Origin of the sequence: Streptomyces sp. NRRL F-5650, assembly GCF_000721365.1 — a bacterium.
In the GTDB taxonomy this organism is placed as follows: domain Bacteria; phylum Actinomycetota; class Actinomycetes; order Streptomycetales; family Streptomycetaceae; genus Streptomyces; species Streptomyces ardesiacus.
Genome location: NZ_JOGV01000071.1, coordinates 1 through 20,644 on the forward strand (window position 1 = coordinate 1; position 20,644 = coordinate 20,644).

At 72.9% G+C, this 20,644-nt stretch carries 19 protein-coding genes; 11 read left to right on the forward strand and 8 right to left on the reverse strand.

What is annotated here, in order from left to right; all coding sequences use genetic code 11:
• Nucleotides 1-196: 196 nt before the first annotated feature.
• From IG88_RS45025 to IG88_RS0136060, 3 genes are all read left to right on the forward strand, one after another.
• Entirely contained in the window at nt 197-328 is a 132-nt protein-coding gene (locus IG88_RS45025; protein WP_037837440.1) for a hypothetical protein, read from the forward strand.
• A gap of 16 nt (nt 329-344) precedes the next feature.
• A complete protein-coding gene (locus IG88_RS0136055; RefSeq protein WP_107452414.1) occupies nt 345-1,109 on the forward strand; it encodes a DUF4239 domain-containing protein in 765 nt (254 codons plus the stop codon).
• Nucleotides 1,110-1,310: 201 nt separating this feature from the next.
• Complete coding sequence (locus IG88_RS0136060) at nt 1,311-1,829, forward strand: hypothetical protein (protein WP_031050567.1); 519 nt, start codon at nt 1,311-1,313, stop codon at nt 1,827-1,829.
• Between the two features lie 84 nt (nt 1,830-1,913).
• Here the strand turns inward: IG88_RS0136060 and IG88_RS0136065 are convergent, their stop codons facing one another.
• On the reverse strand, nt 1,914-2,408 hold the full coding sequence (locus IG88_RS0136065) for a hypothetical protein (RefSeq protein WP_030404722.1): 495 nt from the start codon (nt 2,406-2,408) through the stop codon (nt 1,914-1,916).
• 332 nt (nt 2,409-2,740) lie between these two features.
• Between IG88_RS0136065 and IG88_RS0136070 the strand changes: the two genes are divergently transcribed.
• A complete protein-coding gene (locus IG88_RS0136070; RefSeq protein WP_031050569.1) occupies nt 2,741-3,406 on the forward strand; it encodes a class F sortase in 666 nt (221 codons plus the stop codon).
• A 31-nt stretch (nt 3,407-3,437) separates the two neighbouring features.
• On the opposite strand, the gene IG88_RS0136075 is transcribed toward IG88_RS0136070, so the two are convergent.
• Nucleotides 3,438-4,271 carry a polysaccharide deacetylase family protein gene (locus tag IG88_RS0136075; RefSeq protein ID WP_031050571.1) on the reverse strand — a complete coding sequence of 278 codons (834 nt, stop codon included), beginning with the start codon at nt 4,269-4,271 and terminating at the stop codon, nt 3,438-3,440.
• 110 nt (nt 4,272-4,381) lie between these two features.
• Here IG88_RS0136075 and IG88_RS0136080 point away from each other — a divergent pair, with 110 nt between their 5' ends.
• Both IG88_RS0136080 and IG88_RS0136085 read left to right on the forward strand, forming a co-directional pair.
• Nucleotides 4,382-4,843 (forward strand): universal stress protein, encoded by a 462-nt coding sequence (locus IG88_RS0136080; protein ID WP_031050573.1) that lies wholly within the window; start codon nt 4,382-4,384, stop codon nt 4,841-4,843.
• Between the two features lie 161 nt (nt 4,844-5,004).
• Nucleotides 5,005-6,411 (forward strand): amino acid permease, encoded by a 1,407-nt coding sequence (locus IG88_RS0136085; protein ID WP_031050575.1) that lies wholly within the window; start codon nt 5,005-5,007, stop codon nt 6,409-6,411.
• A gap of 69 nt (nt 6,412-6,480) precedes the next feature.
• Here the strand turns inward: IG88_RS0136085 and IG88_RS0136090 are convergent, their stop codons facing one another.
• Complete coding sequence (locus IG88_RS0136090; protein WP_031050577.1) at nt 6,481-7,635, reverse strand: CapA family protein; 1,155 nt, start codon at nt 7,633-7,635, stop codon at nt 6,481-6,483.
• Nucleotides 7,636-7,887: 252 nt separating this feature from the next.
• Between IG88_RS0136090 and IG88_RS0136095 the strand changes: the two genes are divergently transcribed.
• The 3 genes from IG88_RS0136095 to IG88_RS0136105 all read left to right on the forward strand — a co-directional run bounded on the left by IG88_RS0136095 (nt 7,888) and on the right by IG88_RS0136105 (nt 9,922).
• Nucleotides 7,888-8,445, forward strand: a complete 558-nt coding sequence (locus IG88_RS0136095; protein ID WP_031050579.1) for a sigma-70 family RNA polymerase sigma factor — start codon at nt 7,888-7,890, stop codon at nt 8,443-8,445.
• Between the two features lie 140 nt (nt 8,446-8,585).
• Nucleotides 8,586-9,101, forward strand: coding sequence for a hypothetical protein (locus tag IG88_RS0136100; protein ID WP_031050581.1), 516 nt, complete (start codon nt 8,586-8,588; stop codon nt 9,099-9,101).
• Between the two features lie 170 nt (nt 9,102-9,271).
• Nucleotides 9,272-9,922: a zf-HC2 domain-containing protein gene (locus IG88_RS0136105; protein ID WP_031050582.1), complete on the forward strand. Its 651-nt coding sequence runs from the start codon at nt 9,272-9,274 to the stop codon at nt 9,920-9,922.
• Between the two features lie 15 nt (nt 9,923-9,937).
• Here the strand turns inward: IG88_RS0136105 and IG88_RS0136110 are convergent, their stop codons facing one another.
• Complete coding sequence (locus IG88_RS0136110) at nt 9,938-10,801, reverse strand: Fpg/Nei family DNA glycosylase (protein WP_031050583.1); 864 nt, start codon at nt 10,799-10,801, stop codon at nt 9,938-9,940.
• A gap of 37 nt (nt 10,802-10,838) precedes the next feature.
• Nucleotides 10,839-12,929, reverse strand: coding sequence for a SpoIIE family protein phosphatase (locus IG88_RS0136115; protein WP_031050586.1), 2,091 nt, complete (start codon nt 12,927-12,929; stop codon nt 10,839-10,841).
• A gap of 117 nt (nt 12,930-13,046) precedes the next feature.
• On the opposite strand from IG88_RS0136115, the gene IG88_RS0136120 reads away from it, so the two are divergent.
• Complete coding sequence (locus IG88_RS0136120) at nt 13,047-14,468, forward strand: lipase maturation factor family protein (RefSeq protein WP_031050589.1); 1,422 nt, start codon at nt 13,047-13,049, stop codon at nt 14,466-14,468.
• A 304-nt stretch (nt 14,469-14,772) separates the two neighbouring features.
• Here IG88_RS0136120 and IG88_RS0136125 read toward each other — a convergent pair whose 3' ends face one another.
• Nucleotides 14,773-15,705, reverse strand: coding sequence for a DMT family transporter (locus tag IG88_RS0136125; RefSeq protein WP_234332456.1), 933 nt, complete (start codon nt 15,703-15,705; stop codon nt 14,773-14,775).
• A 39-nt stretch (nt 15,706-15,744) separates the two neighbouring features.
• On the opposite strand from IG88_RS0136125, the gene IG88_RS0136130 reads away from it, so the two are divergent.
• Nucleotides 15,745-16,254, forward strand: coding sequence for a MarR family winged helix-turn-helix transcriptional regulator (locus IG88_RS0136130; protein ID WP_031050595.1), 510 nt, complete (start codon nt 15,745-15,747; stop codon nt 16,252-16,254).
• 106 nt (nt 16,255-16,360) lie between these two features.
• Here the strand turns inward: IG88_RS0136130 and IG88_RS0136135 are convergent, their stop codons facing one another.
• Nucleotides 16,361-17,188 (reverse strand): alpha/beta fold hydrolase, encoded by an 828-nt coding sequence (locus IG88_RS0136135; protein ID WP_031050598.1) that lies wholly within the window; start codon nt 17,186-17,188, stop codon nt 16,361-16,363.
• Nucleotides 17,189-17,583: 395 nt separating this feature from the next.
• Nucleotides 17,584-20,610: an alpha-mannosidase gene (locus IG88_RS0136140; RefSeq protein WP_031050600.1), complete on the reverse strand. Its 3,027-nt coding sequence runs from the start codon at nt 20,608-20,610 to the stop codon at nt 17,584-17,586.
• Nucleotides 20,611-20,644 lie beyond the last annotated feature (34 nt).

Genomic DNA, 20,644 nt, shown 5'->3' on the forward strand with positions numbered 1-20,644 from the left:
GCCGAAGCCTCCGCCGCCCGCACCCCCGGCGCCGAAGCCCGAACCGCCGCCCCCGGCGCCACGCCCGGCGCCGCCCCGGCCCGCACCGGCTCCGGTCCCCACGCCCAGGCCCACCCCTGTGCCGGTCCGGCCCGAGGCGCCCGCGCCCACTGCGTCGGTCGCGCCGACGCCCACGCCCAGCCCGTCGCTGAGCCCCGTGCACTATCCGCGCCATCGCGCCGCCCGGCCGCCGCAGCGGTCCACCCGCGGGGCCACGTCGCCGCTCGTCTTCGTCCTGCTCATCACGGTGCCCGCGGTGGTCGCCGTCGCCGCGCTCCGTGCGCGCTGATTCCTGGAGGCTCCTCTTGCCGGAATGGCTTGTTCTCACCCTCGCGATGCTGGCCGCCTGTGTCGTGGTGGTCGTCGTCACCCTCCTGCGCCACCGCACGGCGTCCGACGACGAGGACATCACCGAGACCCCGGACGTCATCGAGTACATGACGATGTGGATCGGCGTCGTGTACGCCATCGTCCTCGGCCTGGCCATCGCCGGGGTCTGGGAGGCGCGCAGCGCCGCCGAGGCCGACGTGCAGACGGAGGCCGTCGCGCTGCACGAGATCTCGGAGCGGGCCCGGGTCTATCCGCCCGAGGTCCGCGACCGCATCCGGGAGGATGTCAACGCCTATGTCGGACACGTCGTCACCACCGAGTGGAAGGCCATGGCCGAGCACGGCGAGGTGACGGAGCGCGGCACCGAGCTGCTCGACCGGGTCCGCGCGGACGTCACCGACTACGAACCGAAGTCGGACTTCGAGGCGCAGGCGTACCAGCCCCTCGTCGACCAGGTGACCGTCGTGGACCAGGCCCGCAACTCCCGGGCGCAGTCGACCGGGGCGACGATGCCGGGAGTGGTGTGGTTCGGACTCATCGCGGGGGCCGTGATCACCATCGGGATGGTCTTCGCCCTGCAGATCCGGCGCACGCCGCGCGAGCTGGTCCTCGCAGGGCTGTTCTCCGCGCTGATCGCCTTCCTGCTCTTCCTGATCTGGGACTTCGACGCACCCTTCAGCAGGGGCGTCTCGGCGTCGACCGAGCCGTTCCTGAGCCTCTTCCCGGGCGCCGGGGACTGACCGGGAGCACTGCCACGCCGCCGGGGACGGTGACGGCCGACGCGCCGTCACCGTCCCCTGAGCGGCCCACACGCTTGCCCCATTCGCGCGACTGCGATCGCGGTGACGTGCACGGCTTCCTAGCGTTTCGGGCATCGAGGTGCATTCCTGGCGCGAGCGGAACAGGTCCGCCGCTGCTCCTCGGGACCCGGAGGATTCACCATGCGCGCGATACCCGTCGCCTCGGTCGCACTGCTGGGCGCCGCCGCACTGTCCGCCTGTGTACCGGCCGGCGCCGTGGGCTCGAACACGTTCGGCTTCACCGTCTCCCCCGCCACCGTGGCGCCGGGCGGCGAGGTCACGGTGGCGGTGGGCCGCACCGCGGCCGGCTGCCACGGGCGGGTCACGGTCACCTCGCCGGTGTTCGACACGGTCACCATCCCCCGGGACGAGTCGTCCGCGACGGCCCGGGTCGACCGGGACGCCCGGCGCGGGGCGGTCTACCAGGTGACGTTCGCCTGCCGGGACAAGACCGGCACCGCGCAGCTGACCATCGCCGGCGGCGGTTCGCACCACCCGTCCGACGGGCCCTGGCAGTCCAAGGGCGTGCACGCCGGGGAGGGCGGCACCGTCGCCGGGTTCGACCTCAAGCAGATCGGTCTGGGCGCGGCCCTCGTCGCGGGGGCGGTGGGCACGGCCTACCACCTCTCGCGCCGCCGTTCCGGCGCGGACAGCGCCTGAGCCGCCGGCGGTGCGCGCAGCGCTTCGCCCCGGATCCCCCACCGGATCCGGGGCGAAGCGCTGTTCTCGTTCTGCGCCGTGCGGTCAGATCCGCCGCTCGGACCGGCGGCGCATCCAGAACAGTCCGCCGCCTGCGACGGCCGCGGCGACGAGCCCGCCGCCGATGGCGATGTCGGTCGAGGTCGCCCCGCTGGAGCTGCTGCCGCCGAGGCCGCCGCGGACACCGCCGATGACGGTGAAGGCCGCGGGCCGGGTCAGCCGCCGGCCCGAGCAGTTGACGGTGATGTCGTACGAGCCCGGCCGGGCGTCCTCCTTGATGGTGGCGGTGCCCCTGGACGTCTCGTTGGCTCCCCTGACCGGCGTCAGGTGGGTGGTCCGGAAGGCGTCCGAGGTCATCGTGCCGCCCTGGGGGCAGCCGTCGACCGTGACGGTCATCTGCCCGCCGCGGGCGATCACGCTGGGCAGGGCGACGATGTTGCTCGGCTGGTTGTGGTCCCCTCCGGCGGTGGCCGCGGGGGCGGCCAGACCGAGGACAGCGACCGCGGCGCCGGCTGCCGCGAGGGCACGAGTGTTGCGCATGTGATCCTCCGCGGAAGACGCCCCGGGTCCCGTCCCCGGTCGATCGGCGAGAAAGCGCCTCCCAGAAAGACCCTCAGTTGACCTGCGCGCAGCCGCATTTCGGGAATGGTCCGTCCTGGTGAGAGGGGTGCCGGGGCACACACCGCGCCAGTGGATATCGCCGCAGGTCACGCACCGTCAGGAAAACTCCGCCGCCCGCCTCCCGGATGGCGCACGGAAGGGGGCGGCCACCACCCGTTCGCCGCCGCCCCGTCGCCGGTCCCCCGCACGCCGCTTAGCGTGCTCGTATGCGCGGATGGTCCGGCGACGGCCGGACCGAGAGGGGAAGGCGAATGTACGACTCCGAGTTGGCCGAAGAGGAGGAGCGGCGGAGGAAGCGCGCTCCCTGGGGCGTGATAGCGCTTGTTCTGCTGACCGGTCTCGCGCTCATCCGCAACGGCTCGGGGGAGTTCGACGTGGGCCCGCCCCAGCCGGCGTCGGCCGCCGCCGCCCCGGACACCCGCGCGGCCGCGGGCGACACCGCCCCGGGCGCCGCCCCGCTGCCGTACTCGGTGCCCGACCGGGTCTCCATCCCCGCCATCCAGGTCGACGCGCCGGTCATGGGCGTCGGTCTGGACGCGGACGGCTGGGTCGACGCGCCCCCGCCCGAGGACCCGAACCTGGCCGGCTGGTTCACCGGCGCGGTCTCCCCGGGTGAGAAGGGCACCGCGGTCGTGGTCGGCCACGTCGACAACCAGCAGGGCCCCGCGGTCTTCTACGGGCTCGGCGCCCTGAAGAAGGGGAACAAGGTGGAGGTCCACCGCCAGGACGGAAAGACCGCGGTCTTCGAGATCTACGGCATCGAGGTGTTCGAGAAGGACAACTTCCCGGGCGACCGGGTCTACGGCTCGAAGGGCACCCCGGAGCTGCGGGTCATCACCTGCGGCGGCGGCTTCACCAAGCAGAACGGCTACGACGGGAACGTCGTCGCCTTCGCCCGCCTGGCCGGGGTCCGCTGAGCATGCCCCGGCCCGGCGGGCGCGGCGGAGGTCAGATCAGGCGCCGGCGGGGAACCGTGAGGTGGTACCCGGAGTCGAGCAGTTGGGGCAGGTAGCGCCGCAGGGCGCGGACACTCTGCGAACGGTTGCCCCCGGCGTCGTGCGAGAGCACCACGACGCCGGGGGCCGCGCCTTCCTCGACCCGGTCGACGATGGTCCCGGTGCCGGGTGTCGTCCAGTCGAGGGTGTCCACGGTCCAGGCGAGCGGCTCCATGCCGAGTTCCGCCCCGAGCTGGAAGGTGGCGCGGTTCCAGGCTCCGTAGGGGGCCCGGAACCAGCGGGGCGGCTCGCCGTAGGCCTTCTCGACGACCTCGCTGGTGCGCTCCATCTCGGAGCGGATGCGGCGCCGGGTGAGCTTGGTCAGCAGCGGGTGGGACCAGGTGTGGTTGCCGACGACGTGCCCCTCGTCGTACATCCGGGCGAGCAGGTCGCGGTTGTAGTCGGCCATCTCCCCGCACACGAAGAACGTCGCGTGCACCTCGTACTTCGCGAGGGTGTCCAGGATCTCGGGGGTGTACTCGGGGTGGGGGCCGTCGTCGAAGGTGAGCAGCATGGTGCGGCCCCGGCCCGTCATGCGCAGGATCGGTTCGCTGCGCACGGGGGGCTGCCGCGGGGCGGCACGTGGTGCCCCGTATCCGGTCAGGGGCTGGAGGCGGTAGGCGGAGGGCTTGAGCGGGCTGCGCTGCGGGGGTCCGGGGGCGGGGGCGGGCGGCCGGGCCGGGCCGTTTCCCAGGCCCAGGGCGAGGGCGCCGCCGGCGCCGGCCGCGCCCAGGGCCGCGGCGCCGGTGAGCAGGGTGCGGCGGGTGAGCAACTGATCCTTCTCCATGACTCATCAGTCGCCCGGCGAGGACGCGCCGCACCTGAGCAACACCGGTGCGGCGGCATGGAACCACCCACCCGGCTCAAGACCGCGGGGGACTCCGATAGCCTCGCCGCGTGACGGAACAGCACTCCCATCAGTTCGAACGCGGCACCGACGGGCCGAAGGTCATCGTCGCCGGCGTGGACGGCTCCGACTCCTCGCTGCGGGCCGCCGCCTACGCCGGGGGGCTGGCCAGGAGGCAGGGCGCCCTCCTCGCGGTGGTGTACGTGCAGCCGGTGCTGGCCGGGGGTGCGACGCTCGGGGCGTCGGTGGCGGAGACGACCGACGAGATCGCCGAGGAGCTGGTGGCGCAGATCCGGGAGGCGACCGAGCGGGTGAAGGGGATATTCGACGTCCGCTGGGAGTTCCACACCTTCCGCGGCGACCCCTACAGCGGGCTGGTGCAGACGGCCGACGAGCTGAAGGCGGACGCGGTCGTCGTGGGGGCCTCCGAGCAGGCCGGCCACCGGTTCGTCGGCTCGGTGGCGGTGCGGCTGGTGAAGTCGGGGCGCTGGCCGGTGACGGTGGTGCCGTAGCGGACGCCGGGTTCGCCGGTGCCGCAGCGGGTACCGGGTTCCCGCCCCTCGCGGATCGTGCGGGTCCCGGGTCCGTTGTGCATCGTGGCTTCCATGGCGGGCACGGGTGAGTCATCATGATCCACCGTCAGCCGTTTGCCGATCACGAAGAGGTGTGGTGCATGGCCGGGTTCCGTATGGGCGAGGGTGTTCTCCGCCGCAAACCCATCGAGCACATCGAGGAGACGGAGAGCGGCGGCGGCCTGGTCCGCTCGCTGGGACTGTGGCAGCTCACCGCGATCGGCGTGGGCGGCATCATCGGAGCCGGCATCTTCACGCTGGCCGGCACGGTCGCCAACGGCACGGCGGGGCCGGCGGTCCTCGTCTCCTTCCTCATCGCCGGTGTCGCGAGTGCGGCGGCGGCCCTGTCGTACGCCGAGTTCGCCGGGCTGATCCCCAAGGCGGGCTCCGCCTACACCTACGGCTACGCGGTGCTGGGCGAGCTGGTGGGGTGGTTCATCGGCTGGGACCTGCTCCTGGAGTACACGGCGATCGTGGCGGTGGTCGCGATCGGCATCTCGGGCTACTTCAGCTTCCTGGTCGGCGAGATGGGTGCCGACCTGCCGAACTGGATGCTGGGCGCGCCGGGCACCGGTGACGGTCACCGGGTCGACCTGTTCGCGGCCCTGCTGTGCCTGCTGATCGCGTATCTGCTGACGCTGGGCATCAGGAACGCCGCCCGCTTCGAGATGTTCGTGGTGGTGCTGAAGGTGCTGGTGGTGCTGCTGGTGATCGGGGTCGGCGTCTTCCACGTGAAGACCTCGAACTACCACCCGTTCTTCCCGTTCGGGGTCGGCGGGGCGTTCACCGGTGCGGCGACGGTGTTCTTCGCGGTCTTCGGCTACGACGCCATGTCGACGGCGGCCGAGGAGTCGAAGGACGCCCAGCGGCACATGCCGAAGGCGATCATCTACTCGCTGGTCATCTCGATGGTGCTGTACGTCGGGGCCTGCCTGGTGCTGACCGGCATGCAGAACTACAAGGAGATCGACCCGGAGAGCGGCTTCTCGACGGCGTTCAAGTCGGTGGGACTCGGTTCGCTGGCCGACATCATCGCGGTGGGCGCCATCATCGGCATCCTCACGGTGATGTTCACGTTCATGCTGGGCGTCACCCGTGTGTGGTTCTCCATGTCGCGCGACGGCCTGCTGCCCAAGTGGTTCGCGAAGACGCACCCGACGCGGCACGTGCCGACCCGGGTCACCTGGATCGTCGGGGTCGCCTCCGCCGTGATCGCCGGGTTCCTGCCGATCGGCGAGGCGGCGGAGCTGACCAACATCGGCATCCTGCTGGCGTTCGTGGTGGTGTGCGCGGCGGTGATCGTGCTGCGCTACCGGCAGCCGGACCTGCCGCGCACCTTCCGCACCCCGTGGATGCCGTTCGTGCCGGCGCTGGGCATCGTCTTCTCGATCTGGCTGATCACCTTCCTGCAGTGGCAGACCTGGGTGCGGTTCGCCGTGTGGTTCGTGGTCGGTCTGGTGATCTACTTCGGGTACTCGTACCGGAAGTCGGAACTGGCGCGGCGTTGAGAGGGTGTCGCGGGAAGCCCGGCGGGACCCTGCCGGCCCCGGGGCGGCCTGGGCACGCGGACGCCTGACCTACTGGCCCATCACCAGCCCGTCTCCGGCGGCGCCCCGGCTGAGCACGACGTCGCGGATGCGGTCGCGCACGCCCCGCAGCTCGGCTCCTTCGCCGATGGCCCGGTTGAGGTTCACCACGCGGCCGGCGTCGACGTCGAACACCTGCGGGAGGAACTCGGCCTTGGTCACCTTCCAGCGCTCACCGGCCCGGTCGGGCGGGGCGAAGGTGAAGCGGCCGATGGCCGACTGGTTGCCGCGCGGGTCGCGGGCCCCCTCGTCGTTGACCATCTCGCCCGCGATCTGGTCCCCCATGCCGTAGATCACCCAGGTGCCGTTGACCTTCTCGTAGGCCTGCGGGACGTGGGCGTGGGTACCGAGGATCAGGTCGATGTCGGGGCGGTCGCCGGTGCGGGAGGCGGTCAGGCTCCGGGCGAGGGCCACCTGGTCCCGGTCGGGGGCGTCCTGCCACTCGGTGCCCCAGTGCAGCGACACGACGACGACGTCGGCGCCGGCCTGCCGCGCGGCCCGGGCGTCCTCGACGACGCGCCCCTCGTCGATCAGGTTCACCGCCCAGGGCTGCCCGCCGGGGAGGGGGTGACCGTTGGTGTGGAGGGTGTAGGCGAGATGGGCCACCTGGGCCCGGCCCGCGCGCAGGACCGTCGCGGTGTCCGCCTCGCCCTCGGTGCGCGCGGTCCCGGCGTGCCGTACACCGGCGCGGTCGAGCGCGTCCAGGGTGCGGCGGATGCCGTCCGCCCCGTCGTCCGCGCTGTGGTTGGAGGCGGTGGAGCAGCCGTCGTAGCCGGTCGCGGCCAGCGCCTTCGCCACCTCGGGCGGGGACTTGAAGAGCGGGTAGCCGCTGTAGTCGCCGTTCGCGCCGTAGATGGTCTCCATGTGGCACAGGGCCAGGTCGGCCGCCGAGACGACGGGCCGGGCCCCGGCGAGCATGGGGCCGAAGTCGTAGCCGGTGCCGCCCGCGTCGTAGCGGGCCCGCTCGATGATCGAGTCGTGCGGGAGCACGTCCCCCGAGGCGACCAGGGTGAAGGAGCCCTCGGCCGCGGCGGGCGGGGCGGGCGCCGGGGGTTTCGGCGGTTCGTGGTCGCGGGCCTGGCAGGCCGCGCCCGCGGTGAGGAGAGCGGTCAGGGCCAGGGCCACCTGCCGACTGCGTGTGATCATGCGTTCACTCCGCTGGGTCGCACACACCGATGAAAAGTCACATTTACGTATGAACAGGTAAAGAGTGACGGTGCGTCACCGGCGGTTTCGACACGCCCATTAGCCCGTCCGGTGCGCTCGGGCGAGGTGGACGCCACCCCGCCGACCGCGCGCCGACCGTTCGTCGAACCGTTCGTCGACGCGATCGACCGTCCGCCGCACACCCGTGCGCGTACCCTGTCCCCGTCCGGCCCCCTGCGGTGCCATACGGCCATGACGGCCGGAATCACCCTCACGGACACAGCGAACGGCACGACGACCGCCGAGCACGAGCTCGCCGCACTGCAGCGCGAGCACGGCCGGCCGCTCTTCGCACTGCTGCTGCGGCTGAGCGACGGCGACCGGCAACGCGCCGAGGACCTCGTGCAGGAGACCCTGGTGCGCGCCTGGCAGCACCCCGAGGCCCTGCGTGCCGACGACTTCGACTCCGTACGGCCCTGGCTGCTCACCGTGGCCCGGCGGCTCGCGATCGACGCGCGCCGGGCCCGCCAGGCCCGCCCCGCGGAGGTCGGCGACGCCGTGCTGGAGAACGCGCGGGTCTGCGGGGACCACGCCGAACGGGCCGCCGCCGCCCTGGACGTGCGCGAGGCTGTGAAGACACTCACTCCCGAGCACCGTGAAGTCCTGGTGCTGGTGTATTTCCAGGGGGCGAGTGTGGCGGAAGCCGCGGCGGCCCTCGGCATCCCACCCGGTACCGTGAAGTCGCGCGCCTACTACGCGCTGCGCGCCATGCGCAGGGTGCTACCGGGATACGCCGCCGACCTGCGGTGAAACCGGTCCTTTGGTCAAGCCTCCGTAAAGCGCCTTGCCCGGGACCCCGGTTGGGCAGTCGGCTGTCCTCATCCGTGTTCCGGACGGGGGTCCACGACCCGGTCGGGCGACGCGCACGCACCGGAGGAAGGCAGGAAGGGATGCTGCACAGAGGTCACGAGAGCACGGACGGCGCCGGCGGGGGCGAACTGAGCGTTCCCATGGCGTGGTTGTACGCCGAGTACATCGCCGACGAGCTGCTGCGGACCGGCGACCTGATGCCGCCGACGTCCTTCGAGTTCCGCGCCGGACGCGACGCGCTGGCGCTCACCGTCTTCCTGTCCGACACGGACGGCGAACTGAGCGGCATCCGCGTCGTCACGAACCTGGAGACCTGGCTGTCCCTGACGGCCTACGACCAGCCGTGGCACGAGTGGGTGCACGGGCGGCTGGCCGAGGTCACGGCCGACGCGGCGGCTGCCGGACGCCACTCGCCGGACCTGGAGCTGGCCCGGGCGGCCTGGCACTGGCTGCAGGACACCGAGCTGCTCGCCCCCGACCTGAACGCCGTCCCCGGCGGCGCGGCGGTGACCGGCGAGGACGAGGGACCGAAGGTGTGGACGCCGGCCTGGCAGCTCGGACTGCCGCTCGGGCACCTCGCCATCCACCTGTTCTAGCCGTCCCACCGACCGCCCTGGAGGGCCCGCCGCCCTCCCCGCGGGGGCCGGACCGCTTCCCCGACGCCTTGGTTGCGATTCGATCGCGGCTTGAATGATTCGGCGGTCGGGCGCGTACGGGTGGGAGCATGGAGTAACCCCACCCGCACCCAACGGTACGAGGATTCGGCATGAGGTCCCTGGAAAGGCATGGCGACGTCGGCGCCTACGCGCTGGGTGTGCTGGAGGAGGCGGAGGCGTTCCGCTTCGAGGACCACCTCATGGAGTGCCCGCGATGCGCCGTCCAGGTGACCGAGTTCGGCCCCGCCACCCGCCAGTTGATGCTGTACCGCAAGGCCACTCCGCGCGGCGTCCACCCCCTGACCAGGCCGGGACCGCGCCTGCTCGACCGGCTGCTGACCGAGGTGGCCACGCGTCACCGTTCCGGCCGCAGGCGGGTGCTGTACGCCGTGGCCGCCGTCGTGGTGTGCGCCGTGGCCGGGCCCGGCGCCGTGCTGTACTCGACCCTGGGCCACCGGACGGCGCCGCTCACCGCGACCGACGCCCGGTCCGGGGTGTGGGCGCGGGTCACGGCCGAGGACGAGACCTGGGGCACGGGCGTACGGCTCGAGGTCCGGGACGGGACGGGCCCGCGCTCGTGCCGGCTCGTGGCCGTCGGCCGCGACGGCTCCGAGCAGACCGTCACCAACTGGAGGGTCCCGGGGCACGGGGGCCGGGCGCACACCGTGCGCGGCGGGGCCGCCCTGCACCCGGACGAGATCGACCGCTACGAGGTGCGGACGGCCGACGGCGGACGCCTGGTGACGCTGCCGGCCGGGTGAGCGCGGGCCCGTCGCTCACTTCAGCAGGCGGGACATCCTGCGGTCCGCCAGCGGCTTGCCGCCGGTCTGGCAGGTCGGGCAGTACTGGAGCGAGGAGTCGCTGAAGGAGACCTCGCGGACGGTGTCGCCGCACACCGGACAGGGCTCCCCGGTGCGCCCGTGGACCCGCAGCCCGCTCTTCTTCTCGGCCTTCAGCTTCCCGGCGGCGAGGCCCCGGGAGCGTTCCACCGCCTGGGTGAGCGTGTCGCGCAGGGCCGTGTACAGGCGCGCGGTCTCCTCGTCGGTGAGGGAGGCGGCCAGTTTGAACGGGGACATCTTCGCGGCGTGCAGGATCTCGTCGCTGTACGCGTTTCCCACACCCGCGATCAGGCTCTGGTCGCGCAGGGCGCCCTTGAGCTGCCGCCGCTCACCGCCGAGGAGCGCGGCCAGGCGCGCCTCGTCGAAACCGTCGGCCAGCGGGTCCGGACCGAGCCGGGCCACGCCGGGCACCTCCTGCGGGTCGGACACGACGTACACCGCGAGCCGCTTCTGCGTGCCGGCCTCGGTCAGGTCGAAGCCCGCGCCGGTCTCCAGGGCGACCCGCAGCGCCAGTGGCCCCTTGCCCGGCCGGGGCATGCCGCTGGGCAGGCTGTCCTTCCAGTGCAGCCAGCCGGCCCGGGCCAGATGGGTCACCAGGTGCGGGCCGCCGGCGGTCTCGACGTCGAGGAACTTGCCGTGGCGGTGCACGGCGGCCACCCGGTGGCCCTCCAGCGCCGTGAGCGGGGGGTCGTACGTCTTCAGGACACTGATCGCCACGGGCAGCACCCGGACGATCTCGCGGCCGGTGAGGTGCTCGGTCAGGAAGTCGCGGAGCGCCTCGACCTCGGGCAGTTCTGGCATACGTCCAGAGTGCCACCGGGCGGCGGGGCCGGCGGGGTCAGCCCGCGCCGTGCGCCACCACGAACTCCGCCCACACGACCTTGCCGCCGCCGCGCGACTCCACGCCCCACTGGTCGGCGAGCGCGTCGACCAGGAGCAGGCCCCGCCCGGAGACCCCGTCGTCCCCGGCCTCACGGCGCCGCGGCAGGGCGCTGGAGGAGTCCTCGACCTCGACCCGCAGCCGCCGGTCCGTCCCGGTGAGCAGCCGCAGGGTCACGACGGCGGAGCCCTCGGTGTGCATGAGGGCGTTGGTCATCAGCTCGTCGGCGACCAGCTCGATCTCGTCGCTCTGGCCCCTGGCCCCCCAGGAGCGGACCGCGGCGCGGATCATGTGCCGGGCCTCGGTGAGCCCCTCCGGGTCTCCCGGCGAGACGTGCTGCTGGACCCGGCCGAAGGTCCTGGGGGCGCCCGGGCCGTGGCGGCGCAGCAGGAGCAGGGCGACGTCGTCGTCGCCCCGGCGCTCGTCGGCCACCTCGATGAGCCGGTCGGCCAGGTCCCGCACGTCCTTCGGCCCGGACCCGATCAGCGCCGTGAGCACCTCCATGCCCTCGTCGAGGTCGGCGCCGGGCTGCTCGACCAGGCCGTCGGTGCACAGCAGCAGGGTGCTGCCCGGGTCCAGCTCCAGGGTGGCGACCGGGTAGGCGAGCCGCCCGAACTCGGCGGACAGGCCGAGCGGCAGCCCGCCCTCGACGCGGACGAGCCGGCAGCTCCCGTCGCCGGAGCGCAGCAGCGGGTCGATGTGCCCGGCGCGGACCACCTGGACCACTCCGGTGCCCAGGTCGGCCTCGGCGTACAGGCAGGTCGCGAAGCGGTCGGTGTCCAGCTCGTGCAGGAAGACGGAGGCCCGTGCCATCACGGTGGCCGGCGGGTGGCCCTCGGCGGCGTAGGCGCGCAGCACGATGCGGAGCTGGCCCATGACGGCCGCGGCGTGCGTGTCGTGGCCCTGGACGTCGCCGATGACGGCGCCGACGCGGCCGCCGGGCAGCGGGATCAGGTCGTACCAGTCGCCGCCGATGTCCCGGGCGAGGCCGCCGCCGATGGAGGCCGCGCGGTAGCGGACGGCGACGTCGCAACCGGGCACGGTGGGGATGGTGCGCGGCAGCATGGCCTGCTGGAGGCCCTCGGCGAGGTCCATCTCCTGCTCGTACAGCATGGCCCGCTGCAGGCTCTGCGCGATGCCGCTGCCGAGCGCGACCAGGACGTTGCGGTCCTCCGGGGAGAAGCCGTACCGGTCGCTGTAGAGCAGCCCGATGGCGCCGATCGGGCGGGCCTGGGCGATCAGCGGCAGGTAGGCGGCCGAGGTGATGTCGAGGTGGGTGATGCTCTCCCACAGCCCGGGGTAGCGCTCGGCGAACTCCTCCGGCGACTCGATGAAGCGGGGGCTGAGCGTCCGTACGGCCTCGCTCATCGGGTAGGGCTCGTCGATCCGGGTGATCCGGGTGCCGGGGACGAAGCTGTTCTCGGGGCCGTCGGCGACCAGCCGGATGCGGCCGGCCTCGACCAGCCCCATCACCAGGCTGGTGGCGCCCAGCCGGGTGAGCCCGTGGGTGTCGCGCAGCACGTCGATGACGTCGTCCACGGTGCGGGCGTGCGCGAGGGCGGCCGTGGCGAGCTGGACGACGTTGGTGAGCCGCCGGCGGGCCTCGTCCAGTGCGTCCTGCTCGCGGTTGTCCGCGATGTCCGCGATCTCCTGGGTGGCGTCGCGGACGACGCCGATGATCCGGTGGGGGCGGCCGGTCTCGTCGCGCCGGATGTAGCCCTGGGTGTGCGTCCAGCGCAGGGTGCCGTCGCGGCGGCGCAGCCGGAAGTAGGTGCCGTAGTTCTCGCTGCCGTCCTTCATGGCCCGGGCGACGATGGTGTCGATGCGGCGGCTCTCCGCCGTGGGCACCCGCAGCGACAGCGACTCGGGGCGTCCGTCGTACTCCTCCGGACGCAGGTCGAACACCTCGTGGGCCTGGGCGTCCATGTGGAACAGACCGGCGTCCAGGTCCCAGTCGAAGCTGCCCATGCGGTTGAGCGCCAGGATCGGGTCCGGGTGGGCGGGCCAGTCGTCCGGGAGTGACGGGGCGCTCGCTCCCCGATCAGACATGGACCCCACCTTGCCAGGATTTGTCGGAATCTTCGAGTCCTGGTCCACCGGACAGCGCACAGGGAGGAACGGCACTCCGGTGCGGGTACACGGAGCGGGTACGAGAGGAGCGCGGCCGTGGAGTGGTTCACCGCACCCGACTACTGGCTGAGCCGGCTGGTCTTCCAGCGGGCCCTGGCCGTCGTGTACCTGGTCGCGTTCCTGACGGCGGTCCTGCAGTTCCGGGCGCTGCTCGGCGAGCGCGGTCTGACGCCGGTGCCCCGCTTCGTCGAACGGGTGCCGTTCCGGCGGGCACCGAGCCTGTTCCAGTGGCGCTACTCGGACCGGTTCTTCGCGGGCTGCGCCTGGGCGGGCTGCGCGGTGTCGGCGGCGCTGGCGGCGGGCGCCGACTCGCTGCTGCCGCTGTGGGGCGCGATGCTGTTGTGGCTGGTGCCGTGGGTGCTGTACCTCTCGATCGTCAACGTCGGACAGACCTGGTACGCGTTCGGCTGGGAGTCGCTGCTGCTGGAGACCGGCTTCGTCGCCGTGTTCCTGGGCAACGAGGAGGTGGCCCCGCCGGTCGTGGTGCTGTTCCTGCTGCGCTGGCTGCTGTTCCGGGTGGAGTTCGGGGCGGGGCTGATCAAGATGCGGGGCGACGAGTGCTGGCGGAAGCTGACCTGCCTGGACCACCACCACGAGACCCAGCCGATGCCGGGCCCGCTGAGCTGGTTCTTCCACCACCTGCCCCGGCCGCTGCACCGCGTCGAGGTCGCCGCGAACCACGTCACCCAGTTGATCGTGCCGTTCCTCCTGTTCGCCCCGCACCCCGTGTCCACGGCCGCCGCGGCGCTCATGATCGCGACCCAGCTCTGGCTGGTGCTCTCGGGCAACTTCTCCTGGCTCAACTGGATCACCGTCGTGCTGGCCCTGTCGGTGGTCCGCTTCCCGGCGGACCACCCGTCCGTGGCCGGCCCGCCGCTCTGGTACGAGGCCGTGGTCCTGGCGGTGGCCGCGCTGCTGGTCCTCCTGAGCCACCGGCCGGTGCGCAACATGGTCTCCCGCCGCCAGGTGATGAACCGCTCCTTCGACTCCCTCCACCTCGTGAACACCTACGGCGCCTTCGGCTCGGTCAGCCGGGTCCGCCACGAGGTGGTGGTCGAGGGCACCTCCGACGAGGTGGCACGCGAGGACGGGGACTGGCGGGCCTACGAGTTCAAGGGCAAACCCGGTGACCCGCGCCGCTGGCCGCGCCAGTTCGCGCCGTACCACCTGCGGCTGGACTGGCTGATGTGGTTCGCCGCGCTGTCGCCCTCCTACGCCGGACCGTGGTTCGGCACCTTCGTGGAGCGGCTGCTGGAGAACGACCGCGCCACGCTGCGACTGCTGCGCCGCTCCCCGTTCCCGCCCGACGCGCCGCCCCGCTTCGTGCGCGCCCGGCTGTTCCGCTACCGGTACACGACCTGGCGGGAGCTGCGGGAGACGGGCGCTTGCTGGGAGCGGACGTACGTGCGCGAGTACCTGCCGCCGACCCGGCTGACGGGGGCCTCCCGGCGGGGCTGAGCGGGCGGGCGACGGTCATGGCGAGGGCTTCGGACCCGAGACCGCCTTCGCCGCAGGCGCGTGGGCCACGGCGAGGGCTTCCGCGAAGAACGGCTCGGGCAGTCGCCATCCCCGCCGCCCGTTCCGGTGGGCCTGCGGGCGTGCGGGGAGCGGTGAGGAAGGATCGGAGCGGTTCGGTGACGGAGCGGGGACTCGTGCGGGCGCCGTGGCCGAGGCCCGTCGGCGGACCCGGACGGCGCGGCAGTGGCCACGGCGCCGGACGACGCGACGCACCTCGCCCACGGACGGCCTCCCCACCGTGCGCTCACCGCCGGATGCGCCGGGAGGGCGTCTGCCGCCCGGACCCGTCGCCGTCGGCGCGAGGGGCCGGCACCCGCCCGCCGCGCCGTGCCGCGCGGGCCGGCCGGCCGAGCACCACTCCGGCCAGCACCAGGGCGAGTCCGGCCAGTTGCTGCGGGGTCAGCGACTCGGCGGCGATCACCGTACCCAGAAGGACGCCCGTCACGGGGTTGAGCAGCCCGAGCAGCCCCACGGTCCCCGCCGGCAGCCTTCTGAGACCGGCGAACCAGCAGGTGAAGGCGAGTGCCGTGGCGACGAGCGCGACGTAGGCGAACCCGAGGAGCGCCGGTGCGGACAGTGCCGGGGGCCGGCCCTCGACGACCACCGCCGCCGGGAGGAGCAGCAGACCGCCCGCCAGGAGCTGCCAGGCGGTCGAGGCGAGCACGTCGACGCCGCCGCTCCACCGTCCGGCCAGGATGTAGCCGAAGGACGAGGTGAGCATGGCGGCGGCCGAGGCGGCCACCCCCGCCACGCTCACCTCCTCCCCGCCGGTGAGCAGCATGAGGCAGACCCCGGCGAGTCCGACTCCGGCACCGGCCAGGTGCCCGGCCCGGGGCCGTTCGGACACCAGGAACCAGGCCGTGAGCATCATCGCCAGCGGGGACACCGCCATGACGGTCGAGGCGAGACTCGTGGGCAGCGCCTGGGAGGCCACGTAGACGAGGACGAAGAACACGCTCACGTTGAGCAGGCCCAGCACGCCTGACTTCCACCACCACGCGCCGCGCGGCCGCCGTCGGCACAGGGCCAGCAGGACGAGGCCGGCGGGCAGCGCCCGGCAGGCGGCCCCGTAGAGGGGACGGTCGGCGGGGAGGAACTCACGGGTGACGAAGTAGTTGGTCCCCCAGGCCACCGGCGCCACCGCCGTCAGCGCCGCCCACCGCATATTGGCTTCCATGGAAGGCAATATACCTTCCGTGGAAGATATACTGGCCGCATGGACGACCGGCAGCCGCTTGACCACGTAGCCCGCATCCAGGCCGACTGGCGTCGGGAGCTGCCCGACGTCGACGTCTCCCCGCAGGGCGTGATCGGCCGGCTGCACCGTCTGGCCGCCCGGCTCACCGACGAGCTGTGCCGCGTCTACGACCACTACGGCCTCGGCGAGGGCGAGTTCGACGTCCTGTGCGCGCTGCGACGCGCCGGTGAGCCCTACGAACGGGCGCCGGGCGCGCTCGCCGCGCACACCATGGTCACCACCGGCGCGATGACGAAGCGGATCGACCGCCTGGAGCGGGCCGGGCTCGTCACCCGCCGGCGGTCGGACGGCGACCAGCGCGGACGGATCGTCGCCCTCACCGGGGCCGGCCGTGCCCTGATCGACGAGGCCTTCGCGGACCACATGCGCAACGAACGCCGCCTGCTGGACCTGCTGTCGCCCGACGAGGCCAAGACGCTCGAAGCCCTGCTGACGACCTGGCTCTCCCGCGTCGAGGACGGAGACTGAGGCGCCGCCTCCCGACGGCGCGCCGGACCGCGGAGCGGGACCGGACGGCGTGCGTCCGGCGCTCCGCACGGGAGCACCGGACGCACTGCTCTGCCGGGCGGGCCGGTCAGCGGCGCAGGAACTCGATCAGGTCCCGGTTGAAGCGCTCCTTGTCGCCGGGGACCATGGCGATGCCGTGGGAGCCGCCCTCGTACACCTTGAGTTCGGCGTCGGCGATGATCTCGGCGGACTTGCGGCCGGTGGCGTCGATGGGGACGACCTGGTCGTCGTCCCCGTGGACGACGAGGGTGGGAACGTCGAACTTCTTCAGGTCGTCGGTGAAGTCCGTGTAGGCGAAGGCGTCCACACAGCGCACGCCGCCCTCGATGGTCTGTGCCATCGCCATGTACCAGAAGGCGTCCTTGTTGCCCTGCGTCACCTTGTTGCCGGACCGGTTCGCGGAGAAGAAGCCCTCCGCCGTGTCCTTCCAGAACTGCGAGCGCTCCTCGACGATGCCCTTCTTGATCTGCTCGAACACCTCGTCCGGCACGCCTTCGGGGTTGTCGCCGGACTTCGCCATGATCGGCGGCACCGCGGACAGGAGCACCGCCGACCGCACTCGCCCCGTGCCGTGCCGGCCGATGTAGCGCGCGAGTTCGCCGCCGCCCATGGAGTGCGCGACCAGCGTCACGTCGGTGAGGTCGAGGTGGGTGAGCAGGTCGTTCAGGTCGTCGGCGAAGGTGTCGAAGTCGTAGCCGTCCCACACCGGCGTGGAGCGGCCGTGGCCGCGGCGGTCGTGGGCGATGCCGCGGAAGCCCGCGTCCGCCACGGCCTTGAGCTGGTCCTGCCAGGCGTCTCCGTTGAGCGGCCAGCCGTGGATGAACACGACCGGGCGGCCCTCGCCCCAGTCCTTGTAGAAGATGTCGGTTCCGTCGCGGGTGGTGCACACCGGCATGATCGGGTCCTTTCTGCGGGGGTTCGGGCGAGGGGCGGCCGGGCGGCCGACGCAGGAGACTCGCCCGCGTACGGCGCGGACTCCGCGACGCGCGGGCCGGGCCGTGTCCGTCTACGTGCAGGGCGCGCCGGGCGCCGTTCACGGCCTCGCGAACCGACGGCGGGGCCGTGAGCAGACCTCGTCCACGCGGGACTTCACCCCACGGCGGGTGCCGCCCGTCGGTCTCCCTTCCACTGTCCGGGATCGTCACCCGGTCGGCAATCCGAGTCGCCGGGCCCGCGGCCCGGCGACGCAGTGGGAGCGCGGGACCCTCGCGGGACGTGCGGTCGTCGGCCACCGCAGCCGACCACGGCGACCACGACGACCACACCGTCCCGCGACGGCGGCCCTGGCCGTCAACCGCGCTTCAGCCGCAGGGTCGCCATCTGGAACGGGCGCAGCCGTACGGCGATCCGGTCGCCGTCGGCCTCCACCGTGTGCTCCTCACCGGTCAGGGGACGCTCCAGCAGGTCGGTGGCCTCGACCCCGGCGACCGGGAAACCGGCGGTCAGGGTGGCCTTCACCCGGCCGCCGTGGGCCTCGTGGAAGCGGACCACGACGTCGCCGCTGCCGTCGTCGGCGAGCTTGACGGCGGTGACGACCACCGCGTCCCGGTCGACCGTGACGAGCGGCGCGACCTCCCCGGCGCCGCCCGTGAGGTGCCGCTCGGGCAGGTTGATCCGCCAGCCCTCGCGCACGGCGTCGCCGATGCCCGCGCCGGGCACCAGCGCGTGCCGGAACCGGTGCACGCCCTGGTCGGTCTCCGGGTCGGGGAAGCGCGGGGCGCGCAGCAGGGAGACCCGCACGGTGGTGCTGGTACCGCCGTCGCCGTCGGTGCGGACGGTGCGGGTGACGTCGTGGCCGTAAGTCGAGTCGTTGACGACGGCGACGCCCCAGCCGGGCTCCTCCACGTGCACGAACCGGTGGTTGCAGGCCTCGAACTTGGCCGCCTCCCAACTGGTGTTGGTGTGGGTGGGCCGGTGGAAGTGCCCGAACTGGGTCTCCGACGCGTACCGTTCGGCGTGCACGTCGAGCGGGAAGGCGAGCTTGAGGAACTTCTCCGTCTCGTGCCAGTCGACCTCGGTGTCCACCTCCAGCCGCCGCTCCCCCGGGTCCAGCGTCAGGACCTGGGTGACGCGGGAGGAGCCGAAGGAGCGGACGACGCGTACCGAGGCGCCGTCGTCGCCGGGGGTGACCTCGTCGGCGTCGGTGAGGTCGGTGACCGTGTGGCGGTAGAAGGCGTCCACGTCCCAGGCGTCCCACATGTTGGGGAAGTCGGGGTGGAGCTGGAGCAGGTTGCCCGCCCCGCCCGGCGCGATGGTCTCCCGGTCGGCGGCGATGTCGTACGCCGAGACGACCAGGCCCCGGTCGTCGATCTCGACGCGCAGCAGACCGTTGTCGAGGACGTGACCGCCGCCGGGGCGGGGGGTCAGGCCGGTCCGGGCCGGCGCGGCGGGGGACGCCGCGGCGCCCGCCGGGACACCGGCCCGTGCGTGCGGGGCCGAGTTGAAGACCAGCGGGGTGTCGCCCGCACCGGCCAGGGCGCGCTGGGCGGCGTCGATGACGGCGTTCAGCTCGGCGGCGACGCGGTCGTAGGTGGCGCGGGCCTCGCGGTGCACCCAGGCGATGGACGACCCGGGCAGGATGTCGTGGAACTGGTGCAGCAGGACCGTCTTCCAGATGCGGTCCAGGTCGTCGTACGGGTAGGGGAACCCGGCGCGCACGGCGGCCGTCGCCGCCCACAGCTCGGCCTCGCGCAGCAGGTGCTCGCTGCGGCGGTTGCCCTGCTTGGTCTTGGCCTGGCTGGTGAGGGTGGCGCGGTGGAGTTCGAGGTACAGCTCGCCGACCCAGACGGGCGGTTCGGGATTCTCGGCCTCGGCCTTCTCGAAGAAGGCGTGCGGGGTCTCCCACTCGACGGTGGCCGAGCCTTCGAGGTTCCGCAGCCGGGCGGCCTTGGCGACCATCTCGCGGGTGGTGCCGCCGCCGCCGTCGCCCCAGCCGGTGGGTGCCAGGGAGTGCCGGGCGACACCCTTGTCCTTGAAGTTCTTCGCCGCGTGGGCGATCTCGGCGCCCTTCATGGAGCAGTTGTAGGTGTCGACGGGCGGGAAGTGGGTGAAGATCCGGGTTCCGTCGATGCCCTCCCAGCGGAAGGTGTGGTGCGGGAACTTGTTCGTCTGGGACCAGGAGATCTTCTGCGTCAGCAGGTACTTGGCACCGGCCGCCTTGATGATCTGCGGCAGACCCGCGGCGAAGCCGAAGGTGTCGGGCAGCCACGCCTCGTCGTTCTCGACGCCGAACTCGTCGAGGAAGAACCGCTTGCCGTGCACGAACTGGCGGGCCATCGCCTCGGAGCCGGGCATGTTGGTGTCCGACTCCACCCACATGCCGCCGGCCGGCACGAACCGCCCCTCGGCCACGGCCTTCTTGACCCGCGCCCACACCTCGGGCCGGTGGTCGCGCACCCACGCCCACTGCTGGGCCTGGGACATGGCGAAGACGAAGTCCGGCTCGTCCTCCAGGAGGGCGGTCATGTTGGAGGTGGTGCGGGCCACCTTGCGCACGGTTTCGCGCAGCGGCCACAGCCAGGCCGAGTCGATGTGCGCGTGCCCGACGGCGCTGATGCGGTGCGCGGAGGGGACGGCGGGGGCGGCCAGCACGTCGGTGAGGCGGGAACGGGCCTCCTGCGCCGAGCCGTTGACGTCCTGGAGGTCGACGGCGTCCAGGGCCCGGTCGACCGCGCGCAGGATCTCCCAGCGGCGCGGCGACTCCACGGGCAGCTCGGCCATCAGCTCGCCCAGCACCTCCAGGTCGAGCACCAGGTTCCACACCGTCTCGTCGAAGACGGCCAGGTCCATGCGGGCGAGGGTGTACTGCGGTTCGCTGCCGGCGGTGTCCTTGTCACCGAGCCGGGTGGGCAGGAAGGGGTGGTAGTCGAGGATGACGGGGTTGGAGGCGGCCTCGACGTGCAGGCGGACCTCCTCGCCGCCCTCGACGGGGGCGCCGATCCGCACCCACTGGTTGCGCGGGTTGAGGCCCTTCACCGGGGTGCCGTCGGGCCGGTAGACCAGGCCCTCGCACTGGAAGCCGGGCATGTTCTCGTCGAAGCCGAGGTCGAGGACGGCCTCGACGGTCCTGCCGGCCCACTCCTTCGGCACGGTGCCGGTGACGCGGAACCAGCTAGTGCCCCAGGGCGCGCCCCAGCGGGCGCCGACCTCGATGGGCTCGGGTTCGGCCGCGAGCCCCTCCTCGACGGGGACGGGCTCGCCGGGCGCGTTCCAGACCGCGACGTCCAGCGGGACGGACTCGGGGTAGAGGGCGGGACGGATGCGCTCGTCGAGGACGCGCTTGAGGCGGGCTTCGACCAGGTCGCGGTCGTCATGCATGAGGGTGCTCCGGGGTCGGGGGCGGGTGGTTGCC